The organism is Rhizobium sp. EC-SD404, assembly GCF_902498825.1.
Taxonomy (GTDB): domain Bacteria; phylum Pseudomonadota; class Alphaproteobacteria; order Rhizobiales; family Rhizobiaceae; genus Georhizobium.
On sequence record NZ_LR701459.1, the window covers coordinates 986,331 to 1,008,420 of the forward strand.

Consider the following 22,090-nt stretch of genomic DNA (forward strand, 5'->3'; position numbering starts at 1 on the left):
GCCAGTTATACAAGGTGTTGGTCTCCCTCGATCAACGCGGCCCACAAAGCGGATTGACTGACAATGGCTGTCGTATCTCGTATTTCATTCTTGCGTGCTTCCGTCGTCGCACTGACGGCAGTGATGGCGTCGTCCGCTGCACAGGCTGGACCGCTCGATTTCCTCATGCGGCCGGCACCACCGGCACCTGTCGGAAACGCTCCGACCATGGGCGGCGCGCCGGTCGTTCAGGTGCAGGGCGCTGACGCGCAGTTCCAGATCGGCCAGTTGCAGGAAGAAATCCGCCGCCTGAATGGCCGCATCGAGGAACTCGGCTTCCAGATGCTCCAGATCCAGGAGCAGATGCGCCAGGTTCAGGAAGACAACGAGTTCCGGTTCCAGGCTCTCGAAGGCGGCGCGCCTTCGGGCGACGCGACGCGCACTGACAGCATCACGAATGGGGCGGGCGCACCGAGCAATGACGGTGCTTCTGCCGATCTTCCAGGCATCCAGCCGGATGTCGCCACTGCTCCGAGCCCCCCGTCATCGACGGTCGCGCCCGCTGAGACGCAACTTGGCTCGCTGACATTCGACGATCAGGGCAATCTTTCGCGAACACTGGATACCGCCACGAGTGGCAGCAATGCCGCCGGTACCGGGGAGATGGCATCACTCTCGCTTGATGATCCGGACGGGCTCTACCGCGATGCCTATAGTCTGGTTCTTGCCGGCGATTATGCCGACGCAGAAGCGGCATTCCGCGACTATATCGATATTTTCCCGGATGGTGGGCAGATTGCCGACGCGCACTTCTGGCTGGGCGAAAGCCAGTTCTCGCAGGGCAGCTTCAGCGATTCCGCGCGCACCTTCCTCAACGCGCACCAGAATTTTCCCGAGGCCGAGAAGGCTCCGGAAATGCTGCTGAAGCTCGGCATGTCGCTTGCCGCGCTCGATAACCGCGACACCGCCTGTGCGACCTATCGTGAAGTGCTGTCGCGCTATCCGGATGCTTCCGCGACGGTTAGGGACAAAGTGACGCGCGAGCAGTCCAACGCCAGTTGCTGATGGTGGAGCGCGGCCCGGCACCTGAAGTCGCCGCTGCGCGTTGCCTCCAAAGCCTGGTCGATCCATCGCATCCCCTCCTGTTGGCCGTTTCCGGCGGCAGCGATTCCACGGCGATGCTTTTGGCCTTTCACCGAACGGTAACGCGCGCCCACCCTGAGATCCGGATTTGCGCCGCCACCGTCGATCACAGGCTGCGCGCCGAGTCCGCCGGTGAAGCTGCCGCAGTCGGTACCTTCTGTGCGAGGCTCGGCATCGATCATCGCATTTTGCCCTGGACCGCCGAAAAACCCGCAAGCGGCATTCAAGCCGCAGCGCGCCTGGCCCGCTACGGTCTCCTCGCCGACGAAGCCCGGCGCATCGGCGCGGGTGCGGTTGTGGCTGCCCACACACTCGACGACCAGTTCGAAACCGTTCTGATGCGTGCTGCGCGGCAGACCGAGGACGATGCTTTCGGCGCTGCCGGCATGGCACCGCAGTTGCTGTTCCATAAGGCTACCTGGATCGTTCGCCCCTTCCTCGACTGCCGGCGCGCGGACCTTCGGCGGTATCTCGAGGCGCACCAGGTGGACTGGATCGAGGACCCGAGCAATGCCGATCCACGCTACGAACGCGTGCGCCAACGAAGCCGACGGCCGCTCGATGACGGCGCTTTGGACGAATGGCTTTGCCGCATCGAGACCGCGGCGAATACGCGACGCAAACGCTCCGAGATAGTGGGCGAGGCGATCAAGGCTCATGCAAGCCAGTGGCGCCGCGCATTGTTTGTCTTGCGCGACGACGGCACTTTGTCCAGGCCCGTATTTTCAGAGGCGGTAGCAGAGCTGATCGCTGTTGCTGGCGGCCAGATCTATCCGATCGCCGGTCCCAAAATGGCGATGCTTCGTGCATTTCTCGACGAAGCAAGACCAGGAAGCCGTGTGGCACTCGGGCGTTGCATCGTGATGCAGCGGGCAGGAGCGGTCTTGATCTGGAGGGAGGACCGAGGTTTTGAAGATCTGATCGTCGAGCCGGGTTGCATGGGGCTATGGGATGAAAGGTTCGTCGTCGAAAATCCAACCGACCGTGCAGTTTCGATCACTCGAAATGCGGTCCCGCTCGGCGGCGAGCGTTTGGATATCCCTCAAGAAGCGACATCAGCCATTGCAGCCGCAGCATATTCAGCCCTCCCAATGGCGCTCCATCGTTCGTCGGAGAACGGCGAGAGCGAGGGTGAAATGCTCGGAATTGAGCCGATTCCGGTGGTCGCGCGCTACGACACCTTTCTGCCGGTATTCGAGTGGACACTCGGCTGTTCGCTCGCGAAACTCCTGGCTCTGGAGCGTTATCCGGAACCACCGATTGGCGGCGTGAACCTTGATCGAACGATGCGACAATAGCCGCCTTGGCAAGGGGCCGCGCCAAACCTATGTTAGCAGCTGACGAGCAGATCGATTGACCGGCGAGCCGATGCCGCCCTGGGGAGTTCAATGAACCCAAATTTCCGCAACTTCGCCCTCTGGGCGATCATCGCGCTTCTGTTGATCGCGCTTTTCAACATGTTCCAGGAGCCGACGGAACGGGCAAACGCGCGCGACATCAGCTACTCGCAGTTTCTCCAAGACATTGATTCCGGCCGCATCCGTGAAGTGACGATCATCGGTGAGCGGATTTCCGGTGTTTACACGGAGAACGGCACGTCCTTCCAGACCTACTCTCCAGGCGATACCGGCATCGTGCAGCGTCTCGAAGAGGCGAATGTTGCCATCACGGCACGTCCTGAGGTCGACAGCTCCAACACGCTCTTCGGTTACCTGATCTCCTGGCTGCCTATCCTGCTCATTCTCGGCGTCTGGATATTCTTCATGCGCCAGATGCAGGGCGGTTCGCGCGGCGCGATGGGGTTCGGCAAGTCTAAGGCCAAGCTTCTCACCGAAGCACACGGCCGCGTGACGTTCGATGACGTCGCAGGCGTCGACGAAGCCAAGGAAGATCTCGAGGAGATCGTCGAATTCCTGCGCGACCCGCAGAAGTTCCAGCGCCTTGGCGGCCGCATTCCGCGTGGCGTTCTTCTCGTCGGCCCTCCCGGGACCGGTAAGACGCTTCTCGCCCGTTCGGTCGCCGGCGAAGCCAATGTGCCCTTCTTCACGATCTCTGGTTCGGACTTCGTCGAAATGTTCGTCGGCGTCGGCGCAAGCCGTGTGCGCGACATGTTCGAGCAGGCCAAGAAAAACGCGCCTTGCATCATCTTCATCGACGAAATCGACGCCGTCGGCCGCCATCGTGGCGCCGGCCTCGGCGGCGGCAACGATGAGCGCGAGCAGACGCTCAACCAGCTGCTCGTAGAGATGGACGGCTTCGAAGCGAACGAAGGCATCATCCTGATCGCGGCGACGAACCGTCCCGACGTTCTCGATCCTGCCCTGATGCGTCCGGGCCGTTTCGACCGCCAGGTTGTTGTTCCGAATCCGGACGTCGCCGGTCGTGAGCGCATCCTGAAGGTGCACGTGCGCAACGTGCCGCTTGCACCGAACGTCGACCTGCGCACGCTCGCACGCGGCACGCCGGGCTTCTCCGGTGCCGACCTGATGAACCTCGTGAACGAAGCTGCCTTGATGGCGGCCCGCCGCAACAAGCGGCTTGTCACCATGGCCGAGTTCGAGGACGCCAAGGACAAGGTCATGATGGGTGCGGAGCGCCGCTCCAACGCCATGACCCAGGAAGAGAAGAAGCTGACCGCCTACCACGAGGCCGGCCACGCGATCGTCGCCATGCAGGTGCCCGTGGCCGATCCGGTTCACAAGGCGACCATCGTGCCCCGCGGCCGTGCGCTCGGCATGGTGATGCAGCTGCCGGAAGGCGACCGCTACTCCATGAGCTACAAGTGGATGGTCTCGCGCCTTGCAATCATGATGGGCGGACGTGTTGCCGAGGAAATCACCTTCGGCAAGGAGAACATCACCTCCGGTGCGTCATCCGACATCGAGCAGGCCACCAAGCTTGCCCGCGCAATGGTCACGCAGTGGGGCTTCTCCGACAAGCTCGGCCACGTCGCCTATGGCGAAAACCAGCAGGAAGTCTTCCTCGGTCACTCCGTGTCGCAGCAGAAGAACGTGTCGGAATCGACCGCGCAGACCATCGACAGTGAAATTCGTCGATTGATCGATGCGGCTTACACCGAGGCGAAGGAAATTCTGACGACCAGCCACGAGGCGTTCGTTGCCATCGCCGAGGGTCTTCTGGAATACGAAACGCTGACGGGCGAAGAGATCAAGGCCATCATCCGCGGCGAAAAGCCGGCCCGCGATATCGGCGACGATACGCCGCCGACCCGCGGATCGTCCGTTCCCAAGGCGGGCCCTAAGAAAGAACCGAAGAAGGGTGGCGAGCCCGAAGGCGGGCTGGAGCCCCAGCCGCAATAACGGCGCCTCTTGCCTCGACTTCTTTTACCACAACTGTGGAAAGGCCGCCTTACGGGCGGCCTTTTGACTTCAATCAACCTATTATAACCATAACTGCGCATAATCTGATGCGAAGAGCCGCGACCAGTCGATCACTCCGGGTTCGTACAGCGGTATGTTAGAAAAAGCGGGACATTCATGACGCGTCGTTACTTTGGCACCGATGGCATCAGGGGCACCTCCAATACCGGCAACATGACACCAGACGTCGCGATGCGCGTCGGTCTGGCCGTCGGCACGCTGTTTCGCCGTGGCGACCACCGGCATCGGGTCGTGATCGGCAAGGATACCCGCCTTTCCGGTTACATGCTGGAAAACGCGCTTGTGGCGGGCTTCACCGCGGCCGGGTTGGATGTCTTCCTTCTCGGCCCGATCCCAACACCTGCCGTCGCGATGCTGACCAGGTCTCTGCGCTGCGACATCGGAGTCATGATTTCGGCCTCGCACAATCCCTATCAGGACAACGGCATCAAGCTCTTCGGCCCGGACGGCTACAAGCTGTCCGACGATGTCGAGGCGACGATCGAAAGCCTGATCGACGACGACATGTCCAAGCTGTTGGCGCCGGCCGACCATATCGGCCGCGCCAAGCGCGTCGATGGCGACATCTACCGCTACATCGAGTTCGTGAAGCGCACCCTGCCGCGCGATGTGACGTTGAACGGCCTGCGCATCGCGATCGACTGCGCCAACGGCGCTGCCTACAAGGTCGCGCCTGCCGCGCTTTGGGAGCTTGGCGCAGAGGTGGTTCCGCTCGGCGTCGAGCCGAACGGGCGCAACATCAATCTCGATTGCGGGTCGACGAGCCCGATCGCGCTCGCCAAAAAGGTCCACGAAGTGCGCGCCGATATCGGCATCGCGCTCGATGGCGACGCGGATCGGGTGCTGATCGTCGACGAGAACGGCACCGTGGTGGACGGCGACCAGCTGATGGCCGTGATCGCCGAATCCTGGGCAGCAGACGAGCGGCTTGTCGGCGGCGGCGTCGTTGCAACCGTCATGTCTAATCTCGGCCTGGAGCGCTTCCTGGGTGACAAGGGCCTGTCGCTTCATCGCACGAAGGTGGGCGACCGCTACGTGGTCGAGCACATGCGCAGCCACAATTTCAACGTCGGCGGTGAGCAGTCCGGCCATATCGTGCTGTCGGACTTCGCAACGACCGGCGATGGCCTCGTCGCCGCACTCCAGCTCCTCGCTTGCGTCAAGCGCATGAACAAGCCGGTGAGCGAAGTTTGCCGGCGCTTCGAGCCCGTTCCGCAGTTGCTCCGCAACGTGCGCGTCAGCGGCGGCAAGCCGCTTGAGGACAAATCGGTACAGGCCGCAATCGCCGATGCCACGGCAGCGCTCGACAATTCCGGCCGGCTCGTCATCCGGGCGTCCGGCACCGAACCGTTGATCCGTGTCATGGCGGAAGGCGACGACCGAGCCCAGATCGAAAAGATCGTCGACGATCTCGTCGGCGTCATCTCCGGTGTCCGACAGGCCGCCTAGCCAGTTAACGATCAATCAAGAATTGAACCGGGTTAGGCCCTCGATCCACTCAGGATCGGGGGCCTTCTCTTTGTCATGGTGAGAAAATCGATAATAATCCTGGTAAACAGACGTGGTTAAATCCTATTTAACCATTGGAATTCATGATCCATCCCGAGACAGCAACCGGCCATGCCGGTTTATTTGTGAAAGATGGATAAAATGCTGCGATGGGCAATGGCGACCACGGTCGCAACTTTAGTTGCCGGCGTCAGCCTGCCTGCGCAGGCGGCCGATATCTACGTTCCGCCGGTCTACGAACCGGCTCCCAAGATCGAACTCGGCGGGTTCTACCTCAAGGGCTACCTGGGAATGAGCAACCAGCGTGTTGGTTCTCTCTACAATGTGCTTTTCGATACGACCGCTGATCTCGTCATCCGCGATAAGAACTTCGAGGCCGGCGTGCTCGGCGGCGGCGGCGTGGGCTATGCGGTCAACAACTGGCTGCGTCTCGACGCAACGGCGGAATATCGTGGCGAAGCTGGCTTCCACGGCCTCGATACGTTCACCGACGGTGCTGGCAACGCCCGCTTCAACAACTACACGGCCAAGAAGTCCGAGTGGCTGTTCCTGGCCAACCTCTACGCCGATCTTGGCAACTTCAACGGCATCGTGCCTTACGTCGGCGCCGGTATCGGTGCTTCGCGCAACTCGATCCATTCGTTCCGTGATGCCGGCATCGACCCGGCGACAGGTTCGCCGACGCTCGCCTATGCGGATGCCGACAGCAACTGGGATCTCGCCTGGGCGCTGCATGCCGGTGTGGGTTACGAAGTGACCGATCAGCTCACGGTCGATTTCGGATACTCTTACGTACATCTCGGCGATGGCCAGAGCGGCGACATCACGACTTTCGACGGCACGAACAACATCGTCAATCCGATGGAATTCCGCGACATCAGCTCGCATGATTTCAAGGTCGGCGTGCGTTACGCATTCCACTGATTTCTGCTTCAGGGCAGGGCACTGTCGAACCCCGTCTCGCAAAGAGGCGGGGTTTTTTGCTGTCTGCAAAGCAGCCCGCGGGGAAAAACATGCTTAATGAACATGCTTAACCGAGACTTAACCACTCTCCACTCATGATTGCACCATCACGCCCGAATCCGGCAAAGGCCATCGGCTTTCCTGTGAGCGGCAATTTTGAGAGGCAATCCATGGTCAAGCACATCATCTCTTCTCTGGTCGTATCCGCAGCCGTCATCGTTGGTTTCAGCGGTACGAGCGCCGCAGCCGATCTGGACAGCATCATCTATTCTCCGGAAATCGATCGCACCCGCCCCGTCGAAATCGGCAATGGCTGGTATCTGCGCGGCGACATCGGTTACGCAGTCGATGACGAGACGGGCAACGGCGATTTCGACAGTTTCCGCATGCAGTCGGAATTGTCCGGCGGACTGGGCTTCGGCTATCAGTGGACCGACCTCATCCGCACGGACATCACCGCTGACTACATGAAGGGTGATGCCGATGGCGTGGTGGCAGGTGGCTTCTGCAACGTAGCCCAGCCTTGCGGCTACGACGCTGCGTCGCTCCTGGCCAATGCCTATGTCGATCTGGGCACCATCGCCGGCTTCACGCCTTATGTCGGCGCCGGCGCCGGTTACTCCTATGTCGGTTTCGACGACGTCGATGTCGGGCTCGTGGAATTCGGTGGTGGCGACGACTGGCGCTTCACCTATGCCCTGATGGCCGGTGTGTCATACGATGTGTCCAAGAGCTTAAAGGTCGATCTCGGCTATCGCTACATGGACGTCGATGGCGGCGCCGTGGTCGACACACTGGCCGGAACGGTCGATGACGATGGCTATACGCGCCACGAAGTTCGCGCAGGTCTGCGCTACTCCCTCTGGTAGGCGTGCCTGCTCAGCGAATTCGAAAAAGGCGGCGAGGTTTCCTCAGCCGCCTTTTTTCAATGACCGAATAAGATAGGCGAGCTCACTGGCCGTAAAGAATGCCTGTGCCGCCTGTGTCGACGATGCGCCCGCGAACCGAGCCGCTGCGTTGCCGCGCTTCTGCCTGCTCCTGGCGGATTTCGAGTTCGGTTTTAACCGGTTGAACGCGGTACTCGGTGTATCCGGCATAACCGCCACCGCTGCTGCAGCCCGCCGCAAGACCCGTCAGAACGATGATCCCGGCAAGCCGGGGTAAGAATGATGGCCGCATACGGCTGCTCCCTGTGCTTTACACCGCGCTTTTTGCGCGTTCATGGCCTGCAAGGCAAGGTGTCTCGCGTCACGTCTTCGACAGAGCGATCACGCGAATGTTTTCGCGAGTGCTGTCACACAGCGTTCACAAAATCGGCTCTTACGAATCTGCCCGTCCCGCACCACATGGTCCCCAACAGCGAGCGGTGCCTGCGCGCGTTCGGCTGTCAAAAACAAGAAAATACCCCAAGGACCATCCCCATGAAGAATTCTGTGTTCGCGGTTGTCACCGCTATGCTGGCAGCCACCCTCTCGCATCAATCCGCATCCGCCGAAGGCCTGCTCTGCGCCCCGCGAGGAACGTTTGCGGACAATCACGCAAGCTATGCCTCTGCCACCCGGATGGAAGCCGACTACGGCAATTTCAACGATACGCCGCGGTTCTATCAGACGACCGGGTCCGTCGGTCGCTAATTCGAAAATCCAGTGAATTCGTCCGAGGAGTCCGGGCCGCGCATCGCGGTTTCGGAGGATCGAGCAATCATCGCGGACGATCGATCTATCGTCTCCAGGCCTGAAGTTGCCAAATAGGTCGCAACGAACCAGCCGAGAAAGGAGACCTGCCATCAACACGGTTCACCGAACGCTCGCGAAAAAGTTTCAATAGAAAACTGTCACACAGCGTTCACAGTTTGCGCACTGACAATCCTCCCCGGAGCGCACCAAGTTACAATCATGCAGCGAGGCAGATGTCTTCAAGCCACCTGGTTCGCACACTGATCAAAGAAGAAGAATTGAAAGGCGAATAAAATGAAAAATTCTGTGTTTGCACTTGCCGCCGCTGTCATCGCAGCTTCCGCATCGGTTGCCGTTGCTCAGACCCCGATCTCCGAATTCCGTGGGCCTGTAGCCGCTGATGCTTCGACCTACTCGGCCGGTCCGAGCGTCGATGGTTCCTACGGCACCTTCAGCGATGAAAACCGCTTCAACGATTTCTCTGGTCCCGTCGTCCGTCAGTAAGACGCTCGATCAGAAGAACTTCCTCGGCGGCGGGCGATGAACCGTCCGCCAGCCGAGCGAAACAAAAGTAAGAAAAAAGGAAAACGATCATGAAAAATTCTGTGTTTGCACTCGCAGCCGCCATCATCGCAACGACCGCAACCGTCGCTGCTGCTCAGACCCCGATTTCTGAGTTCCGTGGCCCGCTCGCCAACGACTACACGACCGCTTCTGGCTCGATCAGCCTGGACGCTCCTGCCACGATCGCTGGTGACGAAGGTCGCTTCAACGATTTCTCCGGCCCAGTCGTTCGTCAGTAATCGTCGAAGACCACTCATGGCCGCGATGGGTTGAGTATCTCCCCATTGCGGGCTTCGAGTAAAACCAAATTTAGGATTATGAAAATGAAGAACTCTGTACTCGCACTTGCAGCCGCCATCGTCGCAACCACCGCAACGGTCGCCGCTGCCCAGACCCCGATCTCCGAATTCCGCGGCCCGGTCGCTCCGGATTACACCGCCGCTTCCGGCGTCGTCACGATGAACGCTCCGGCCGCCTACGCTACGGACGAAGGTCGTTTCAACGACTTCTCGGGTCCGGTCGTCCGCCAGTAGTCATTGGCGTCACGAAACTTCTGACCTCCAAAAGCCGTCGTCCTTTCCCTGGGACGGCGGCTTTTCTTTTTAGCGGCCTCTTGCAGAGATGTGCTCGCTGCAGTAATTCCCGTCGCGGGCCACCTCTCCCCACCGAGAGGCTTACTATCTGGAAGGATAGACCGCGATGAGCACTTTTCCGACGCCCGAGTTGCGTCCGCAAAACCCCAATTTTTCCTCAGGCCCTTGCGCCAAGCGACCCGGTTGGTCGCTGGACCAGCTGTCCACGGACACGCTTGGTCGCTCCCACCGTTCCAAGATCGGGAAGACGCGTCTCGCAGAGGCGATCGACCTGACGCGCGAAGTGCTGCAGGTACCAGCCGATTACCGCATCGGCATCGTTCCGGCCTCCGACACGGGCGCCGTGGAGATGGCCATGTGGTCGTTGCTCGGCGAGCGCGGCGTCGACATGGTCGCCTGGGAAAGCTTCGGCGCCGGCTGGGTGACCGATGTCGTCAAGCAGTTGAAGCTCAAGGACGCCCGCAAGATCGAAGCCGGCTACGGCGATCTGCCCGACCTTTCGACGCTCGACTTCAACAATGACATTGTCTTCACCTGGAACGGCACCACCTCCGGCGTGCGTGTTCCGAACGCTGATTTCATTCCAGCCGACCGTCAGGGCCTGACGATCTGCGATGCCACTTCTGCAGCGTTTGCCCAAAAGCTCGATTTCGCCAAGCTCGATGTCGTCACCTTCTCCTGGCAGAAGGTTCTGGGCGGCGAGGGCGGTCACGGTGTCTTGATCCTCAGCCCACGCGCTGTCGCACGTCTCGAGAGCTACCAGCCTGCCTGGCCGCTGCCGAAAATCTTCCGCATGACGAAGGGCGGAAAGCTCATCGAAGGCATCTTCAAGGGCGAGACGATCAATACCCCGTCGATGCTTTGCGTCGAGGATTATGTCGATGCGCTGAAATGGGCGAAGTCCATCGGCGGTCTCGATGCCCTCGTGGGCCGCGCCGATGCCAACGCCAAGGTGATCTTCGATTTCGTCGCCAAGACACCGTGGATCGCAAATCTGGCCAAGGTCGACGAGACACGGTCGAACACCTCCGTCTGCCTGACGATCGCGGATCCGGACGTGACTGCGCTCTCCGACGACGAGCAGGCTGCCTTTGCGAAGGGCATCGTCACCGCTCTCGACAAGCAGGGCATTGCCTATGACATCGGCGCCTACCGCGATGCGCCGGCCGGCCTTCGCATCTGGTGCGGCGCGACTGTCGAGACGTCCGATCTCAAAGCCCTGATGCCGTGGCTCGACTGGGCTTTCCATGCCCAAAAGGCGACGCTCAAGGCTGCCGCCTGATCGCTTGATTGATACGGCCAGCGTCCCGCGCGCTGGCCGAACCCAAATCCAACAATTCGTTCTCAATTCAGGAGGCCAGACATGGCACCGCGCGTACTCGTATCCGACGCTCTCTCCGAGACCGCCGTCCAGATATTCAAGGATCGGGGCATCGACGTCGACTTCCAGCCGAAGCTCGGCAAGGACAAGGAAAAGCTTCTCGAGATCATCGGCAACTATGACGGCCTCGCGATCCGTTCGGCCACGAAGGTGACCGAGAAGATCATCGAGGCGGCCGGCAACCTCAAGGTCATCGGCCGCGCCGGCATCGGCGTCGACAACGTCGACATCCCTGCGGCAAGCCGCAAGGGCATCATCGTGATGAACACGCCCTTCGGCAACTCGATCACGACGGCCGAGCACGCCATCGCGCTCATGTTCGCGGTCGCCCGCCAGCTGCCCGCCGCCGACGCCTCCACCCAGGCGGGCAAGTGGGAAAAGAACCGCTTCATGGGCGTGGAAATCACCGGCAAGACGCTCGGCGTCATCGGCTGCGGCAATATCGGGTCGATCGTCGCGACCCGCGCCATCGGCCTGAAGATGCACGTCGTTGCCTTCGATCCGTTCCTGTCGCCCGAGCGTGCAGACCAGTTGGGCGTCGAGAAGGTCGATCTGGACACGCTGTTTGCCCGTGCCGACTTCATCACCATGCACGTGCCACTGACCGACAAGACCCGCAACATCATCAATGCGGCTGCGATCACCAAGATGAAGGACGGCGTGCGTATCATCAACTGCGCCCGCGGCGGTCTCGTCGTTGAAGCCGATCTCGCCGAAGCCCTGAAATCCGGCAAGGTGGCCGGAGCCGGCTTCGACGTCTTCGAAACCGAGCCGGCGACGGAAAGCCCGCTCTTCGGCCTCGAAAACGTGGTCTGCACGCCGCATCTCGGCGCGTCCACGACCGAAGCGCAGGAAAACGTCGCGCTGCAGGTAGCGGAGCAGATGGCCGATTATCTTCTGAAGGGCGCCGTCACCAACGCCATCAACATGCCGTCGATCTCGGCGGAAGAAGCACCGCGCCTCAAGCCGTTCGTCAAGCTCGCCGACATGCTGGGTGCCTTCGTGGGGCAGGCGACTGAAACCTCCATCCAGGAGGTTGAGGTTCTCTATGACGGCGTCACGGCCGAACTCAACACCAAGGCCCTGTCGTCCGCAGTGCTCGCCGGTCTGATCCGTGCGCAGGTCGCCGACGTCAACATGGTCTCGGCGCCGATCATGGCGAAGGAACGCGGTATCCTCTTTTCCGAGGTGAAGCGCGACAAGTCGGGCATCTTCGATGGCTATATCCGCCTGACGGTGAAGACCGAGAACCAGACGCGCTCGATCGCCGGCACTGTCTTCTCCGACGGCAAGCCGCGCTTCATCCAGATCAAGGGCATCAATCTCGATGCCGAGATCGGCCGCCACATGGTCTACACAACGAACGAGGACAAGCCGGGCTTCATCGGCCTTCTCGGCACCATCTTCGGCAAGGCAGGCGTCAACATCGCCAACTTCCAGCTCGGCCGCGATGTCGCCGGCGGCAACGCCATCGCGCTGCTTTATGTCGATGGTCCGGTGGAAGAGAGCGTTCTGGACGAACTGCGCAGCCACCCGCAGGTGCAGTCCGCCAAGGCGCTCGAGTTCAACGTCGATTGATCCATGCCTACTGCCGTCGGCCGGCCTCCGGGCTGCCGGCGGCTAAAATGCCCATTTTGCGCGGTTCGTACGGGCCAGTTGCCCGATTTTATCGCGCAAAATGTTTCAATCGGCGGATGAATGCCTATCTTGTAGGTTCGAATTCATACGAAACAACGCGGTGGTCGCTCTGAAGCGCGATATCCCGAGCCGCGTTTCGCAAGAGAAAGGTCTGCGCATGGCACAGGTAAAAACCGGCGATCTCGTTCGCATTCACTACACCGGAACCCTGACGGACGGCACCCAGTTCGACAGCTCGGAAGGTCGCGATCCGCTGGAATTCACGGTCGGCTCCGGCCAGATCATTCCCGGTCTCGACCAGGAAGTGCAGGGCATGGCTGTCGGTGAAAAATCGACCGTGACGATCCCGGCTGAGCAGGCCTATGGCCCGCACGATCCGCAGAGCATCCAGCAGGTTCCGCGCGACGCGATCCCGGCAGAAGTGAACATCCAACCCGGCGCTCAGCTTCAGGCTCAGACGCAGAGCGGCCAGACGGTTCAGCTGACCGTGGTCGAAGTCGATGAGGACAGCGTCACGGTGGACGGCAACCATCCGCTCGCCGGCCGTGATCTCGTCTTCGCCGTAGAACTTGTGGAGATCGTCAAGGCCGCATGATCCGCCTTGACATCGCGCGTTTCAAAAGGCCGGCTTTGCCGGCCTTTTTTGTTGGCCCGGAACCAGCCGCCATGACGTCACGTTGATCGCCACGATCAAGTCATGGAGACATGTGGCGTGGAAAAATACCGCAAGGGCACCAAGGTCGAGTGGAAGTGGGGCAACGGCGAAGGGACCGGAAAGGTCGCCGAAAGCTTCACCGAAAAGGTTACCCGCACCATCAAGGGCGAGAAGATCACCCGCGATGCGTCGAAGGACGATCCGGCCTATCTCATCGAACAGGAAGACGGCGATCGCGTGTTGAAAGGCCATGGCGAACTGAAGAAGGCCTCTTGATGCAAAACGGCGCGCCCCGTCAGGAGCGCGCCGTTTTCAATCGCTGATCGGTTTGCTGACCAGATCCGGCTCAGAACTCTTCCCAGTTCTCTTCGCTCGAACGAGCCACCGCAGCGGTTGCCGCGCCGCCGAACGCTCCCGCCAGTCGCCGTCCCAGCGCGCGCGCAGGCGATGGTCTCGATGGGGTGCTGGCGCTGACATGCGCCGGGCCGACCGACTTCGATACCCGTGAGGGCGCCGAAGTCCGCGCGCTATGTGCGGCAGACGACGCACCTTCTCCCATCTTGAACTGTGCGAGCAGCGCGTTCAGCTCGGCGGCCTCGCGGGCGAGATTGTGGCTCGCCGCTGTCGACTGTTCCACCATCGCCGCATTCTGCTGCGTGCCCTGGTCCATCGTATTCACGGCGCTGTTGATCTCGCCGAGCCCGATCGACTGCTCCTTGGCGCTTTCTGCGATCGCGGCGACATGGGCATTGATCTCCTGCACCTCGCCGACGATGGCCTGGAGCGCATCACCGGTGCGACCGACAAGGTCGACGCCCTGCTTGACCTGATCGCCGGACGAACTGATCAGCGTCTTGATCTCACGTGCCGCCGAAGCGGACCGCTGAGCCAATTCGCGCACTTCCTGGGCGACGACCGCAAAGCCCTTGCCGGCATCGCCAGCGCGGGCTGCTTCCACACCGGCATTCAGCGCGAGCAGGTTGGTCTGAAACGCGATGTCGTCGATGAGGCCGATGATGTTGGCGATCTCGACCGACGAATTCTCGATTTTTTCCATCGCATGGACAGCGTCTCGCACGATGGCACCCGAGCGTTCGGCGCCCTCTTTGGTGCGTGCCACCAACTGGCGTGCTTCTTCGGCGCGGCGTGCGCTGTCCTTGACCGTGGTGGTGATCTCTTCGAGAGCCGCTGCGGTCTCTTCGACAGAGGCTGCCTGCTGTTCCGTGCGGCGCGACAGGTCGTCGGCTGCCGATTGAATCTCGCGTGAACCGGCATCGATGCCGCGGGCATTTTCGCCGACCGCTTTCATCGCGTCGTCCAGCTTGGCGACGGAGTGGTTGAAGTTCTCGCGCAGCACGTCGAGCTGGCCGCTGAACTGGGTGTCGATGCGATAGAGCAGGTTGCCATCGGCAAGCTCGCTCAGGGCCTGACCAATGCCGTCGATGGCAAGCTGGACCTCTTCGGCATGACGGCGGCGTGCGCTTTCGTTCGCGTTGCGCTCGGCGTCGATCTGCGACTGCTGCTCCGCTTTGTTGCTCTCCAGAAAATTGCGGTCGATGACCGACTGGCGCAACAGGACGAGCGCCTTCGCCATTTCGCCGATCTCGTCACGTCGATCGATATGCGGCACGTCGGTGGACGTATCGTTCTCCGCCACCTCCCGCATGACCGATTTCAGTTCCATCACCGGCAAGGCGATCGAACGGCTGATGAAAAAGGCGCTGGCGAGCGTGAGAAGCGCTGCAAACAGGATTGTCCCTGCTGCGACGGAGGTTTCTTGCCAAAGAAGCGCCTGAAGGTCGTCCGTATAGACGCCATTTCCGACGACCCATCCCCAGGGTGCGAAGCCCGCAACGTGGGAGTATTTCTCCACCGCTTCCTCGAACCCAGGCTTCGGCCAGTAATATTCGACGAAGCCGGAGCCGTTCGCCTGAACGACGTCCACGAATTCCTGGAAGAAATACTTGCCGGTCGGGTCCTGCATGCCGCTGACATCCTGGCCGACGAGTTTCTCGTTGATCGGGTGAGCGACCATGATGTGGTTCATGTCGTTGACCCAGAAATACCCGTCGGCGCCGTAACGCACGGCCATGACAGCGCGCAGAGCCCCCGCCTGCGCGTCTTCCTGGCTCATCGCGCCAGACTGCTCGGCAGCATGGAAGTTCTGGATGATGGTGATGGCTGCGTCGTTCATCTGCGCAAGCTTCGCCTTGCGCTCCTCGACGGTGGAATTGAATCCGACATAGGTTTGATAGGCGACGGCAGCCGCCATGATGAGGAGTGCCAGGCACGCCAGCAGATAGATGCGCGCCCCGATTTTCAATGATTTCACGATCCCAGCCCCTTGATGGTAGAGGCTCAATTTTATGGACTCCGGTTAATCAACACTTATCGCGTCACCTACAAATTGGCGGTTTGTCTCTCGGAAGTATAAGAACGCGCTGATTGCCGCCACCGGAAGAAGCTTTAAAGAGGAATATCGAGGAATGCCCGACTATCAGTGGCGCCGCGCCGTGCCTGGAGACGTTCCACGCATCGCCGAAATCTCGTCCATCGCGCTCGCGGCATACCCCGAGGAGCCGGCGATCTTCCAAGAACTTCTCGCCTTGGCGCCCGATGGCTGCTTTGTCATGGAAATGGACGGTGCGATCGTGGGTTATCTGGTCGGGCACCCTTGGATGAAGGGCCGCCCGCCAGCGCTGAATCAGACGATCGGGACGCTGCCGGAAAGCCCGGATTGCTGGTACCTCCATGATCTCAGCCTGCTTGAGTCGGCGCGCGGCTTCGGCGCGGCGCGCGAAGCGGTGCGGCTCGCGGCAGCAGCATCGCGTGCAGCAGGTCTCGATGTCGTGGCTCTCGTGGCAGTCAATGGCGCGGGCGGGTTCTGGCGCGCACAGGGCTTCGGACCGCTGGAACCGGAGCAGGGCCGTGAGGGCATCGCAAGCTATGGCGACGATGCGATCTACATGGAGCGTCAGGTCTGAACCGTTGGCCTCACGCGACCTTCGGCTTGCCCTTTTCGGCGATCGCGATGCCGCCAAGCACGAGCCCAAGCCCGACAAGGTGGAACGGATAAAGCTCTTCGCCGACCACGGCGACGGCAAGCACCGTTCCGAAGATCGGCACCAGATTGACGAAAAGGCCGGCGCGATTGGCACCGATGATCTCGTTTCCGCGGATATACAGCGCTTGGGCGACGAGTGACGGCAGGATTGCGGTGAACAGCACGATCGCCCAGCCCGTCGCATCCGGCATGATCAGGCTATCGGTAGCCGCTTCCGCAATGGAGAGCGGCAGGGCGCCGAGCGCTGCCCCGAAGCAAAGAACCGCCATCAGGCTCAGCCAGTGGATTGGCGGCTTCCAGCGCAGCGCGACCGTGTAGCCGCCGTAAAAGAGAATCGCGACCAGCATCAACGCGTCGCCCCGATTGAGCTGCAGGGCGACGAGCGCGCCGAAATCGCCACCCGAAACTGTCACGGCGACGCCGACGAGCGTCAGCGCGAAACCCACGATCTGCAATCCGCTGACCGCGATGCGCAGCAGGATGAAATTCGCGACGAAGATGATGAGCGGCATGCCGGCCTGCTCGATCACCACATTGATGGTGCTGGTGTAGTTGAGCGCCAGATAAAGCGTTGCGTTGAAGCCGGTGAAGCCAGCGCCACCGAGCAGCAGCAGATAGGTCAGGTTCTGGCGGATGACGGGCAGGTCGCGCCGGATATGCGGCCAGGCGAAGGGCAGAACCGCCAGAAGCGCGAACAGCCATCTGAAGAGCGTCAGGAGCAACGGGCTCACATGCCCGACGGCAAGTTTGCCCGCGACGGCATTCGCGCCCCAGATCAATGCGGTGAGTGTCAGAAGGATATAGGCGCGACGCTGCACGTTGGCTGTCCCTAGACGCGGCATTCCAACCGCAATGTGTGGCCGTCTTCTAGACGCTTCGGTGCCCCGGAGGGAAGGGCAGATGTCCGATCCGGTTGCAATCCGGGAGAGCCTGCCGCATGGAGTCGCTTTCCCGCATCCGAGTGACTATAGATGCGGCGATTTGGCTGCGGCAGGGATTCTTGGCCGCTAGAGTACCGCTGAAAGGGTTCCGATGGCGAATGTGGTTGTGGTCGGCTCGCAATGGGGCGACGAGGGCAAGGGCAAGATCGTCGACTGGCTCTCCGAAAGAGCCGATATCGTCGTTCGGTTTCAAGGCGGGCACAATGCCGGCCATACGCTCGTCATCGACGGCAAGGTCTATAAACTCTCGCTGCTGCCTTCCGGCGTGGTGCGCGAAGGAAAGCTTGCCGTCATTGGCAACGGCGTTGTCATCGATCCTCATGCATTGCTGAGCGAGATGGACAAGCTCGCTGGCCAGGGCCTGACGATCACGCCCGAAAATCTGCGCATTGCCGAAAATGCAACGCTCATCCTGTCGCTGCACCGCGAACTCGATGGTCTGCGCGAAGACGCGGCCAACGACACGGGCACCAAGATCGGCACGACCCGCCGTGGCATCGGTCCCGCCTACGAAGACAAGGTTGGACGCCGCGCCATCCGCGTGCTCGATCTCGCAGACCTGGACAGCCTGCCGGGCAAGGTCGATCGCCTGCTGACACATCACAACGCGCTTCGCCGCGGTCTCGGCCAGGCGGAAGTGGACCAAGACGTCATCCTGGACGAACTGAAAGCCGTTGCCGAGCGCCTGCTTCCCTATAGCGAAGCCGTCTGGCGGCTCCTGGATCGCGAACGGCGCCGCGGCGCGCGCATCCTTTTTGAAGGAGCGCAAGGGACGCTGCTCGACATCGACCACGGCACCTATCCGTTCGTGACCTCGTCAAACACGGTCGCCGGCCAGGCCGCGGCCGGATCCGGCATGGGCCCGGGATCCGTCGGCTATGTGCTCGGCATCACCAAGGCCTACACGACCCGCGTCGGCGAAGGCCCGTTCCCGACCGAGCAGCAGAACGAGATCGGCAACTTCCTCGGCGAACGCGGCCATGAATTCGGCACCGTGACGGGCCGCAAGCGCCGCTGTGGCTGGTTCGACGCCGTGCTCGTGCGCCAGTCCGTCGCGACCAACGGCATCTCCGGCATCGCCCTGACCAAGCTCGACGTTCTCGACGGTCTCGATGAACTGAAGATCTGCGTCGGCTACGAGCTCGATGGCGAAACCTATGATTACCTGCCGGCCAGCCAAGGCCTGCAGGCTCGGGTCAAGCCGATCTATGAAACGCTCGAAGGCTGGAAAGAATCGACGGTCGGCGCACGGCGTTGGAGCGATCTTCCCGCACAGGCAGTGAAATACGTGCGTCACATCGAAGAACTTATCGGTGCACCTGTCGCTCTTCTTTCCACCAGCCCTGAACGCGATGACACGATACTTGTGACCGATCCGTTTGAAGACTAGTTTGCGGACCAGGGACGCAGTGCGTCGCACGGGTTTACCGGCGACCGACAAGAAAGACAGAGCTTCCGAATGGCGGACTTCGTAGCAGTCATCAAACGTGCCGTTGACGGTCTGGCGGAAAAGTCGCCGGACATGCGCGCGCGTGTCTATGACAAGGCAAGAACCGCTGTTCGGCGGCAGCTCGAAAACATGTCGCCGCGGCCGTCCGATCAGGCGATCGAAACCCAGCTGGCAAAACTGGAAGATGCCGTCGCCAAGGTGGAGGCCGACTACGCCGAGCCAGTCCTGAACGAGGAAGACCTGGTCTTCACCGACGAGGAATGGAACGCGCCGCAGGAACCACTTGCCGCAGGGCCGGCGGTGGAAGAGGTTTCCGAGCCCGAGCCCGAGCCCGAGCCCGAGCCCGAGCCCGAGCCCGAGCCCGAGCCCGAGCCCGAGCCCGAGCCCGAGCCCGAGCCCGAGCCTGAGCCTGAGCCTGAACCTGAACCTGAACCTGAACCTGAACCTGAACCTGAACCTGAGCCGGTCGCCGCCGTCGAGCCAGAGCCAGTCGTCGTCGAGCAGGAGCTTCCTGAGCAGCCGGAGCCGGTGCATGACACTGTCGTGGCTGCGCAAGACGACTGGCACGCGCCGGCTTTCGATGCGCAAGCCGAACCAGTCGATGCGGCCCCGGAAGAGCCTGCACAGCCAGCTCCTCAGGCCCCTGCAGACGGCGAGAAGGCAGCAAAAGCCGTTCAGCCGACGCCGGTCCCGTTCGGAAGCTACGCCATTGGACGCGCTCCGACGTTCCCGATGCCGCCGCGGGGCTCCGAGCCTGTCGCCGAAAAGCCCGCAAACGAAAGCGGATTCCGCCCGAGCCGCTATCAGTCCGGTTTCCCGACTGCGCGCAAGGAAGAGGAACAGCCGGTCGAGCCGGTCGCCGTCCAAGCTGCGCCTGAGCTTGTCGACGAGACGCCTCCGGTTCCGGAACATGTCGAGCCCGTCGCTATCGAGCCTGTCGAAGAGGTAACGGCCGCGTCGACTGACGACGCTGCTGCGCCGCCGCCGCCGGCCGAACCGGTTTTCGAGACGGAACTCGACGAACCAACCGTCGATGAACGATCGAACGGTGCTGAGCCTGCGGCACCCGTCGTGGCTGCAACGGCTGCCGCCGCAGCCGCGTCTCAGCCTGCATGGACACCGGGACAGTCCCAGGACGACGTGCTGAACCAGTGGCTTGAAGCCGAGGCCGGCCGCCCGGACAACGGCACGCGCAACACCGATCAGCCCGCCGAAGACCTGTTCGCGGCCGAATGGGAAGCGCAGGCGCGCGCCGACGGCGAGGAGCCTGTCGGCGGACCAACGCGACCGGGCTCCAAGCCCGAACTCCGTCCTGCTGCAAAGCTGGACGACGAGTTGACTGTCGCGGCCGGTGAGGAGCGAACCTCCCCAACGCCGCCCGTCCAGCCGCGCCGCGCCCATCGCGCCGTTCCCAAAAGCGGTAGCAAGCGGCCGCTGATCATTGCCGTGATCGCGCTTCTGATCGTCGCTGGCCTGGCCTTTGCCGGATATAGCCAGCGCGACGCTCTCGTTGCGCTCTTCGACGGCGGCGATACCCCGACGACCGAGACTCCGGCAGACCCCGAAATCGCTACGGTTCCGGAGACCGAAATGGCGCCCGCCGAGGAAGAGGTGGCGACCGCACCTGCTCCTGTCCAGGAGGAGCCGGCGCAGGCAGCAGGCGTGGAGAAGTTCACGCAGCGGCTAATGACCGACGGCAGCGAGCGGCAGGAAGGCCCGGGCGGTGAGCCTGAGGAAACGCCGGAAGGCCGCTCCGTCGCACTCCAGACCGAAGCGAGTTCTCCGGAAAACCTGGAGTCGCTCGCGGACGAAATCTCGCCTGAAGAAGTCGCCCAGAGCGATGCGGCGGCCGATGCAGCCACGCAGCCGAGCGATGCAGAGGAAGTGGCACAGCAGAGCGACGGTCAGCCGAGCGTCGGACAGTCGATGTTCCTCTATGAGGAGCGGATCGGCCAGCGCGGACCGACGGCCCTCGAGGGCAATGTCGTCTGGAGCATCGTGTCTGAATCGCCTGGTGGCGACGCGCAGCCGGAAGAAGCGATCCGCGGCGAGATCTCCGTTCCCGAGAAAGACCTGACCGCGCTCATCACCATCCGCCGCAACGCCGATCCTTCGCTGCCCGCCAGCCACCTGATCGAATTGGTCTTCTCGCTGCCTGCGACGTTCGAGGGCGGCGGCATCGAGTCGGTACAGCGCGTTGCCTTCAAGGAGTCCGAGCAGGACCGCGGCAACGAACTGATCGCCGTTCCCGCACGCATCACCGACGACTTCTTCATGGTGGCGCTGAACGACTATGCCGAGGCCGTGACGACCAATCTGCAGCTCATGCGTGAGCGCGAATGGATCGACATTCCGGTCGTCTACGGCAATGGCCGCCGCGCGCTGCTGACGCTCGACAAGGGCACGGCAGGCGCCGACGTCTTCAATCGCGCCATCCAGATCTGGCAGCGCCGGTCCGGCAGCTCCGCCGGCTAAAATCGGCGCAGCCACGGCCGTGACCGGTCGCTGAGCGGATCAGTTCAGCGCAGCAAGGCGATGCGTCATGCGGTTGCGTAACGACCGAGAGGGCTATGGAAGCGTGTCGATCGGCCTCCATTGGCTGATCGCGGTCGTTTTCATAAGCCAGATCATGCTCGGCGTTGTCATGACGCGCATCTTGCCGGAGACCGCTGCCACGACGTTCTGGGCCTATCAGTGGCATAAGAGCTTCGGCTTGCTGCTGTTGCTTCTGGCCGCACTGCGGCTGATTTGGGTGCTGGTCGAAACGAGGCCAGTCACCAAAGGCAGCCGCGGGTTGGTGCTAGCTGCGGGGGTCGTGCATCGCTGCCTGCTCGTCGCACCGATCCTCATTGCGCTGGCAGGTTGGGTCGTGGTGTCGGTATCGCCGCTCGGTATCCCGACTTTTGCGTTCAATCTATTCGTCGTTCCGCATCTCCCGCTGGCTCCCGGCGACGTTGCGGAAACGCGGGCGACGATGGTGCATCGCTGGCTTGCCTACGGCACGGTGAGTGTCGTGGCCATCCACATCGCCGCCGCACTGCTGCATCATTTTCGGTGGCGGGATGACACATTGCTGAGAATGATGCCGAAGCGCCGCCAATCCGCCGGAAACGACCGGTAAACCAGTCAATAT

At 61.8% G+C, this 22,090-nt stretch carries 21 protein-coding genes; 18 read left to right on the plus strand and 3 right to left on the minus strand.

Features of this window, described 5'->3' with window-relative positions; all coding sequences use genetic code 11:
• Positions 1-63 precede the first annotated feature (63 nt).
• From ybgF to GC125_RS05700, 6 genes are all read left to right on the plus strand, one after another.
• Positions 64-1,044 carry a tol-pal system protein YbgF gene (ybgF, locus tag GC125_RS05675; protein ID WP_151984464.1) on the plus strand — a complete coding sequence of 327 codons (981 nt, stop codon included), beginning with the start codon at positions 64-66 and terminating at the stop codon, positions 1,042-1,044.
• A gap of 113 nt (positions 1,045-1,157) precedes the next feature.
• Complete coding sequence (gene tilS / locus GC125_RS05680; protein ID WP_286165605.1) at positions 1,158-2,420, plus strand: tRNA lysidine(34) synthetase TilS; 1,263 nt, start codon at positions 1,158-1,160, stop codon at positions 2,418-2,420.
• 90 nt (positions 2,421-2,510) lie between these two features.
• Positions 2,511-4,442, plus strand: a complete 1,932-nt coding sequence (gene ftsH, locus GC125_RS05685) for an ATP-dependent zinc metalloprotease FtsH (RefSeq protein WP_151984468.1) — start codon at positions 2,511-2,513, stop codon at positions 4,440-4,442.
• Between the two features lie 177 nt (positions 4,443-4,619).
• Entirely contained in the window at positions 4,620-5,972 is a 1,353-nt protein-coding gene (glmM, locus tag GC125_RS05690; RefSeq protein ID WP_151984470.1) for a phosphoglucosamine mutase, read from the plus strand.
• A 201-nt stretch (positions 5,973-6,173) separates the two neighbouring features.
• Complete coding sequence (locus GC125_RS05695; RefSeq protein WP_151984472.1) at positions 6,174-6,956, plus strand: outer membrane protein; 783 nt, start codon at positions 6,174-6,176, stop codon at positions 6,954-6,956.
• Between the two features lie 209 nt (positions 6,957-7,165).
• The gene (locus GC125_RS05700; protein ID WP_151984474.1) at positions 7,166-7,864 is read left to right on the plus strand and encodes an outer membrane protein; all 699 of its coding nucleotides are present in this window, start codon (positions 7,166-7,168) and stop codon (positions 7,862-7,864) included.
• A gap of 82 nt (positions 7,865-7,946) precedes the next feature.
• Here the strand turns inward: GC125_RS05700 and GC125_RS05705 are convergent, their stop codons facing one another.
• Positions 7,947-8,174, minus strand: a complete 228-nt coding sequence (locus tag GC125_RS05705; protein WP_151984476.1) for a hypothetical protein — start codon at positions 8,172-8,174, stop codon at positions 7,947-7,949.
• A 242-nt stretch (positions 8,175-8,416) separates the two neighbouring features.
• On the opposite strand from GC125_RS05705, the gene GC125_RS05710 reads away from it, so the two are divergent.
• The 8 genes from GC125_RS05710 to GC125_RS05745 all read left to right on the plus strand — a co-directional run bounded on the left by GC125_RS05710 (position 8,417) and on the right by GC125_RS05745 (position 13,778).
• A complete protein-coding gene (locus GC125_RS05710) occupies positions 8,417-8,629 on the plus strand; it encodes a hypothetical protein (protein ID WP_151984478.1) in 213 nt (70 codons plus the stop codon).
• Between the two features lie 336 nt (positions 8,630-8,965).
• Entirely contained in the window at positions 8,966-9,175 is a 210-nt protein-coding gene (locus GC125_RS05715) for a hypothetical protein (protein ID WP_151984480.1), read from the plus strand.
• Between the two features lie 89 nt (positions 9,176-9,264).
• Positions 9,265-9,474, plus strand: coding sequence for a hypothetical protein (locus GC125_RS05720; RefSeq protein ID WP_151984482.1), 210 nt, complete (start codon positions 9,265-9,267; stop codon positions 9,472-9,474).
• 84 nt (positions 9,475-9,558) lie between these two features.
• Complete coding sequence (locus tag GC125_RS05725; RefSeq protein ID WP_151984484.1) at positions 9,559-9,768, plus strand: hypothetical protein; 210 nt, start codon at positions 9,559-9,561, stop codon at positions 9,766-9,768.
• A 166-nt stretch (positions 9,769-9,934) separates the two neighbouring features.
• The gene (locus GC125_RS05730) at positions 9,935-11,110 is read left to right on the plus strand and encodes a phosphoserine transaminase (protein WP_151984486.1); all 1,176 of its coding nucleotides are present in this window, start codon (positions 9,935-9,937) and stop codon (positions 11,108-11,110) included.
• 81 nt (positions 11,111-11,191) lie between these two features.
• Positions 11,192-12,787 carry a phosphoglycerate dehydrogenase gene (serA, locus tag GC125_RS05735; RefSeq protein WP_151984488.1) on the plus strand — a complete coding sequence of 532 codons (1,596 nt, stop codon included), beginning with the start codon at positions 11,192-11,194 and terminating at the stop codon, positions 12,785-12,787.
• Positions 12,788-13,004: 217 nt separating this feature from the next.
• On the plus strand, positions 13,005-13,442 hold the full coding sequence (locus tag GC125_RS05740; RefSeq protein ID WP_151984490.1) for an FKBP-type peptidyl-prolyl cis-trans isomerase: 438 nt from the start codon (positions 13,005-13,007) through the stop codon (positions 13,440-13,442).
• A 117-nt stretch (positions 13,443-13,559) separates the two neighbouring features.
• Positions 13,560-13,778: a hypervirulence associated TUDOR domain-containing protein gene (locus GC125_RS05745; RefSeq protein WP_286165377.1), complete on the plus strand. Its 219-nt coding sequence runs from the start codon at positions 13,560-13,562 to the stop codon at positions 13,776-13,778.
• A gap of 70 nt (positions 13,779-13,848) precedes the next feature.
• Here GC125_RS05745 and GC125_RS05750 read toward each other — a convergent pair whose 3' ends face one another.
• Positions 13,849-15,834, minus strand: a complete 1,986-nt coding sequence (locus tag GC125_RS05750; RefSeq protein WP_199864466.1) for a methyl-accepting chemotaxis protein — start codon at positions 15,832-15,834, stop codon at positions 13,849-13,851.
• 154 nt (positions 15,835-15,988) lie between these two features.
• On the opposite strand from GC125_RS05750, the gene GC125_RS05755 reads away from it, so the two are divergent.
• Positions 15,989-16,486 (plus strand): GNAT family N-acetyltransferase, encoded by a 498-nt coding sequence (locus GC125_RS05755; RefSeq protein ID WP_151984494.1) that lies wholly within the window; start codon positions 15,989-15,991, stop codon positions 16,484-16,486.
• 10 nt (positions 16,487-16,496) lie between these two features.
• Here GC125_RS05755 and GC125_RS05760 read toward each other — a convergent pair whose 3' ends face one another.
• Entirely contained in the window at positions 16,497-17,384 is an 888-nt protein-coding gene (locus GC125_RS05760) for a DMT family transporter (RefSeq protein WP_151984496.1), read from the minus strand.
• A gap of 214 nt (positions 17,385-17,598) precedes the next feature.
• Here GC125_RS05760 and GC125_RS05765 point away from each other — a divergent pair, with 214 nt between their 5' ends.
• The 3 genes from GC125_RS05765 to GC125_RS05775 all read left to right on the plus strand — a co-directional run bounded on the left by GC125_RS05765 (position 17,599) and on the right by GC125_RS05775 (position 22,078).
• Positions 17,599-18,897, plus strand: a complete 1,299-nt coding sequence (locus GC125_RS05765) for an adenylosuccinate synthase (protein WP_151984498.1) — start codon at positions 17,599-17,601, stop codon at positions 18,895-18,897.
• A 69-nt stretch (positions 18,898-18,966) separates the two neighbouring features.
• A complete protein-coding gene (locus tag GC125_RS05770; protein WP_151984500.1) occupies positions 18,967-21,432 on the plus strand; it encodes a hypothetical protein in 2,466 nt (821 codons plus the stop codon).
• A 67-nt stretch (positions 21,433-21,499) separates the two neighbouring features.
• Positions 21,500-22,078, plus strand: a complete 579-nt coding sequence (locus GC125_RS05775) for a cytochrome b (protein WP_151984502.1) — start codon at positions 21,500-21,502, stop codon at positions 22,076-22,078.
• The last annotated feature ends 12 nt before the right edge of the window (positions 22,079-22,090 follow it).

Bases quoted from the DNA above. Each gene is read 5' to 3' on its own strand.
- ybgF (WP_151984464.1), top strand. From the start codon at position 64: ATGGCTGTCGTATCTCGTATTTCATTCTTGCGTGCTTCCGTCGTCGCA.
- tilS (WP_286165605.1), top strand. From the start codon at position 1,158: ATGCTTTTGGCCTTTCACCGAACGGTAACGCGCGCCCACCCTGAGATC.
- ftsH (WP_151984468.1), top strand. From the start codon at position 2,511: ATGAACCCAAATTTCCGCAACTTCGCCCTCTGGGCGATCATCGCGCTT.
- glmM (WP_151984470.1), top strand. From the start codon at position 4,620: ATGACGCGTCGTTACTTTGGCACCGATGGCATCAGGGGCACCTCCAAT.
- GC125_RS05695 (WP_151984472.1), top strand. From the start codon at position 6,174: ATGCTGCGATGGGCAATGGCGACCACGGTCGCAACTTTAGTTGCCGGC.
- GC125_RS05700 (WP_151984474.1), top strand. From the start codon at position 7,166: ATGGTCAAGCACATCATCTCTTCTCTGGTCGTATCCGCAGCCGTCATC.
- GC125_RS05705 (WP_151984476.1), bottom strand. From the start codon at position 8,174: ATGCGGCCATCATTCTTACCCCGGCTTGCCGGGATCATCGTTCTGACG.
- GC125_RS05710 (WP_151984478.1), top strand. From the start codon at position 8,417: ATGAAGAATTCTGTGTTCGCGGTTGTCACCGCTATGCTGGCAGCCACC.
- GC125_RS05715 (WP_151984480.1), top strand. From the start codon at position 8,966: ATGAAAAATTCTGTGTTTGCACTTGCCGCCGCTGTCATCGCAGCTTCC.
- GC125_RS05720 (WP_151984482.1), top strand. From the start codon at position 9,265: ATGAAAAATTCTGTGTTTGCACTCGCAGCCGCCATCATCGCAACGACC.
- GC125_RS05725 (WP_151984484.1), top strand. From the start codon at position 9,559: ATGAAGAACTCTGTACTCGCACTTGCAGCCGCCATCGTCGCAACCACC.
- GC125_RS05730 (WP_151984486.1), top strand. From the start codon at position 9,935: ATGAGCACTTTTCCGACGCCCGAGTTGCGTCCGCAAAACCCCAATTTT.
- serA (WP_151984488.1), top strand. From the start codon at position 11,192: ATGGCACCGCGCGTACTCGTATCCGACGCTCTCTCCGAGACCGCCGTC.
- GC125_RS05740 (WP_151984490.1), top strand. From the start codon at position 13,005: ATGGCACAGGTAAAAACCGGCGATCTCGTTCGCATTCACTACACCGGA.
- GC125_RS05755 (WP_151984494.1), top strand. From the start codon at position 15,989: ATGCCCGACTATCAGTGGCGCCGCGCCGTGCCTGGAGACGTTCCACGC.
- GC125_RS05765 (WP_151984498.1), top strand. From the start codon at position 17,599: ATGGCGAATGTGGTTGTGGTCGGCTCGCAATGGGGCGACGAGGGCAAG.
- GC125_RS05770 (WP_151984500.1), top strand. From the start codon at position 18,967: ATGGCGGACTTCGTAGCAGTCATCAAACGTGCCGTTGACGGTCTGGCG.
- GC125_RS05775 (WP_151984502.1), top strand. From the start codon at position 21,500: ATGCGGTTGCGTAACGACCGAGAGGGCTATGGAAGCGTGTCGATCGGC.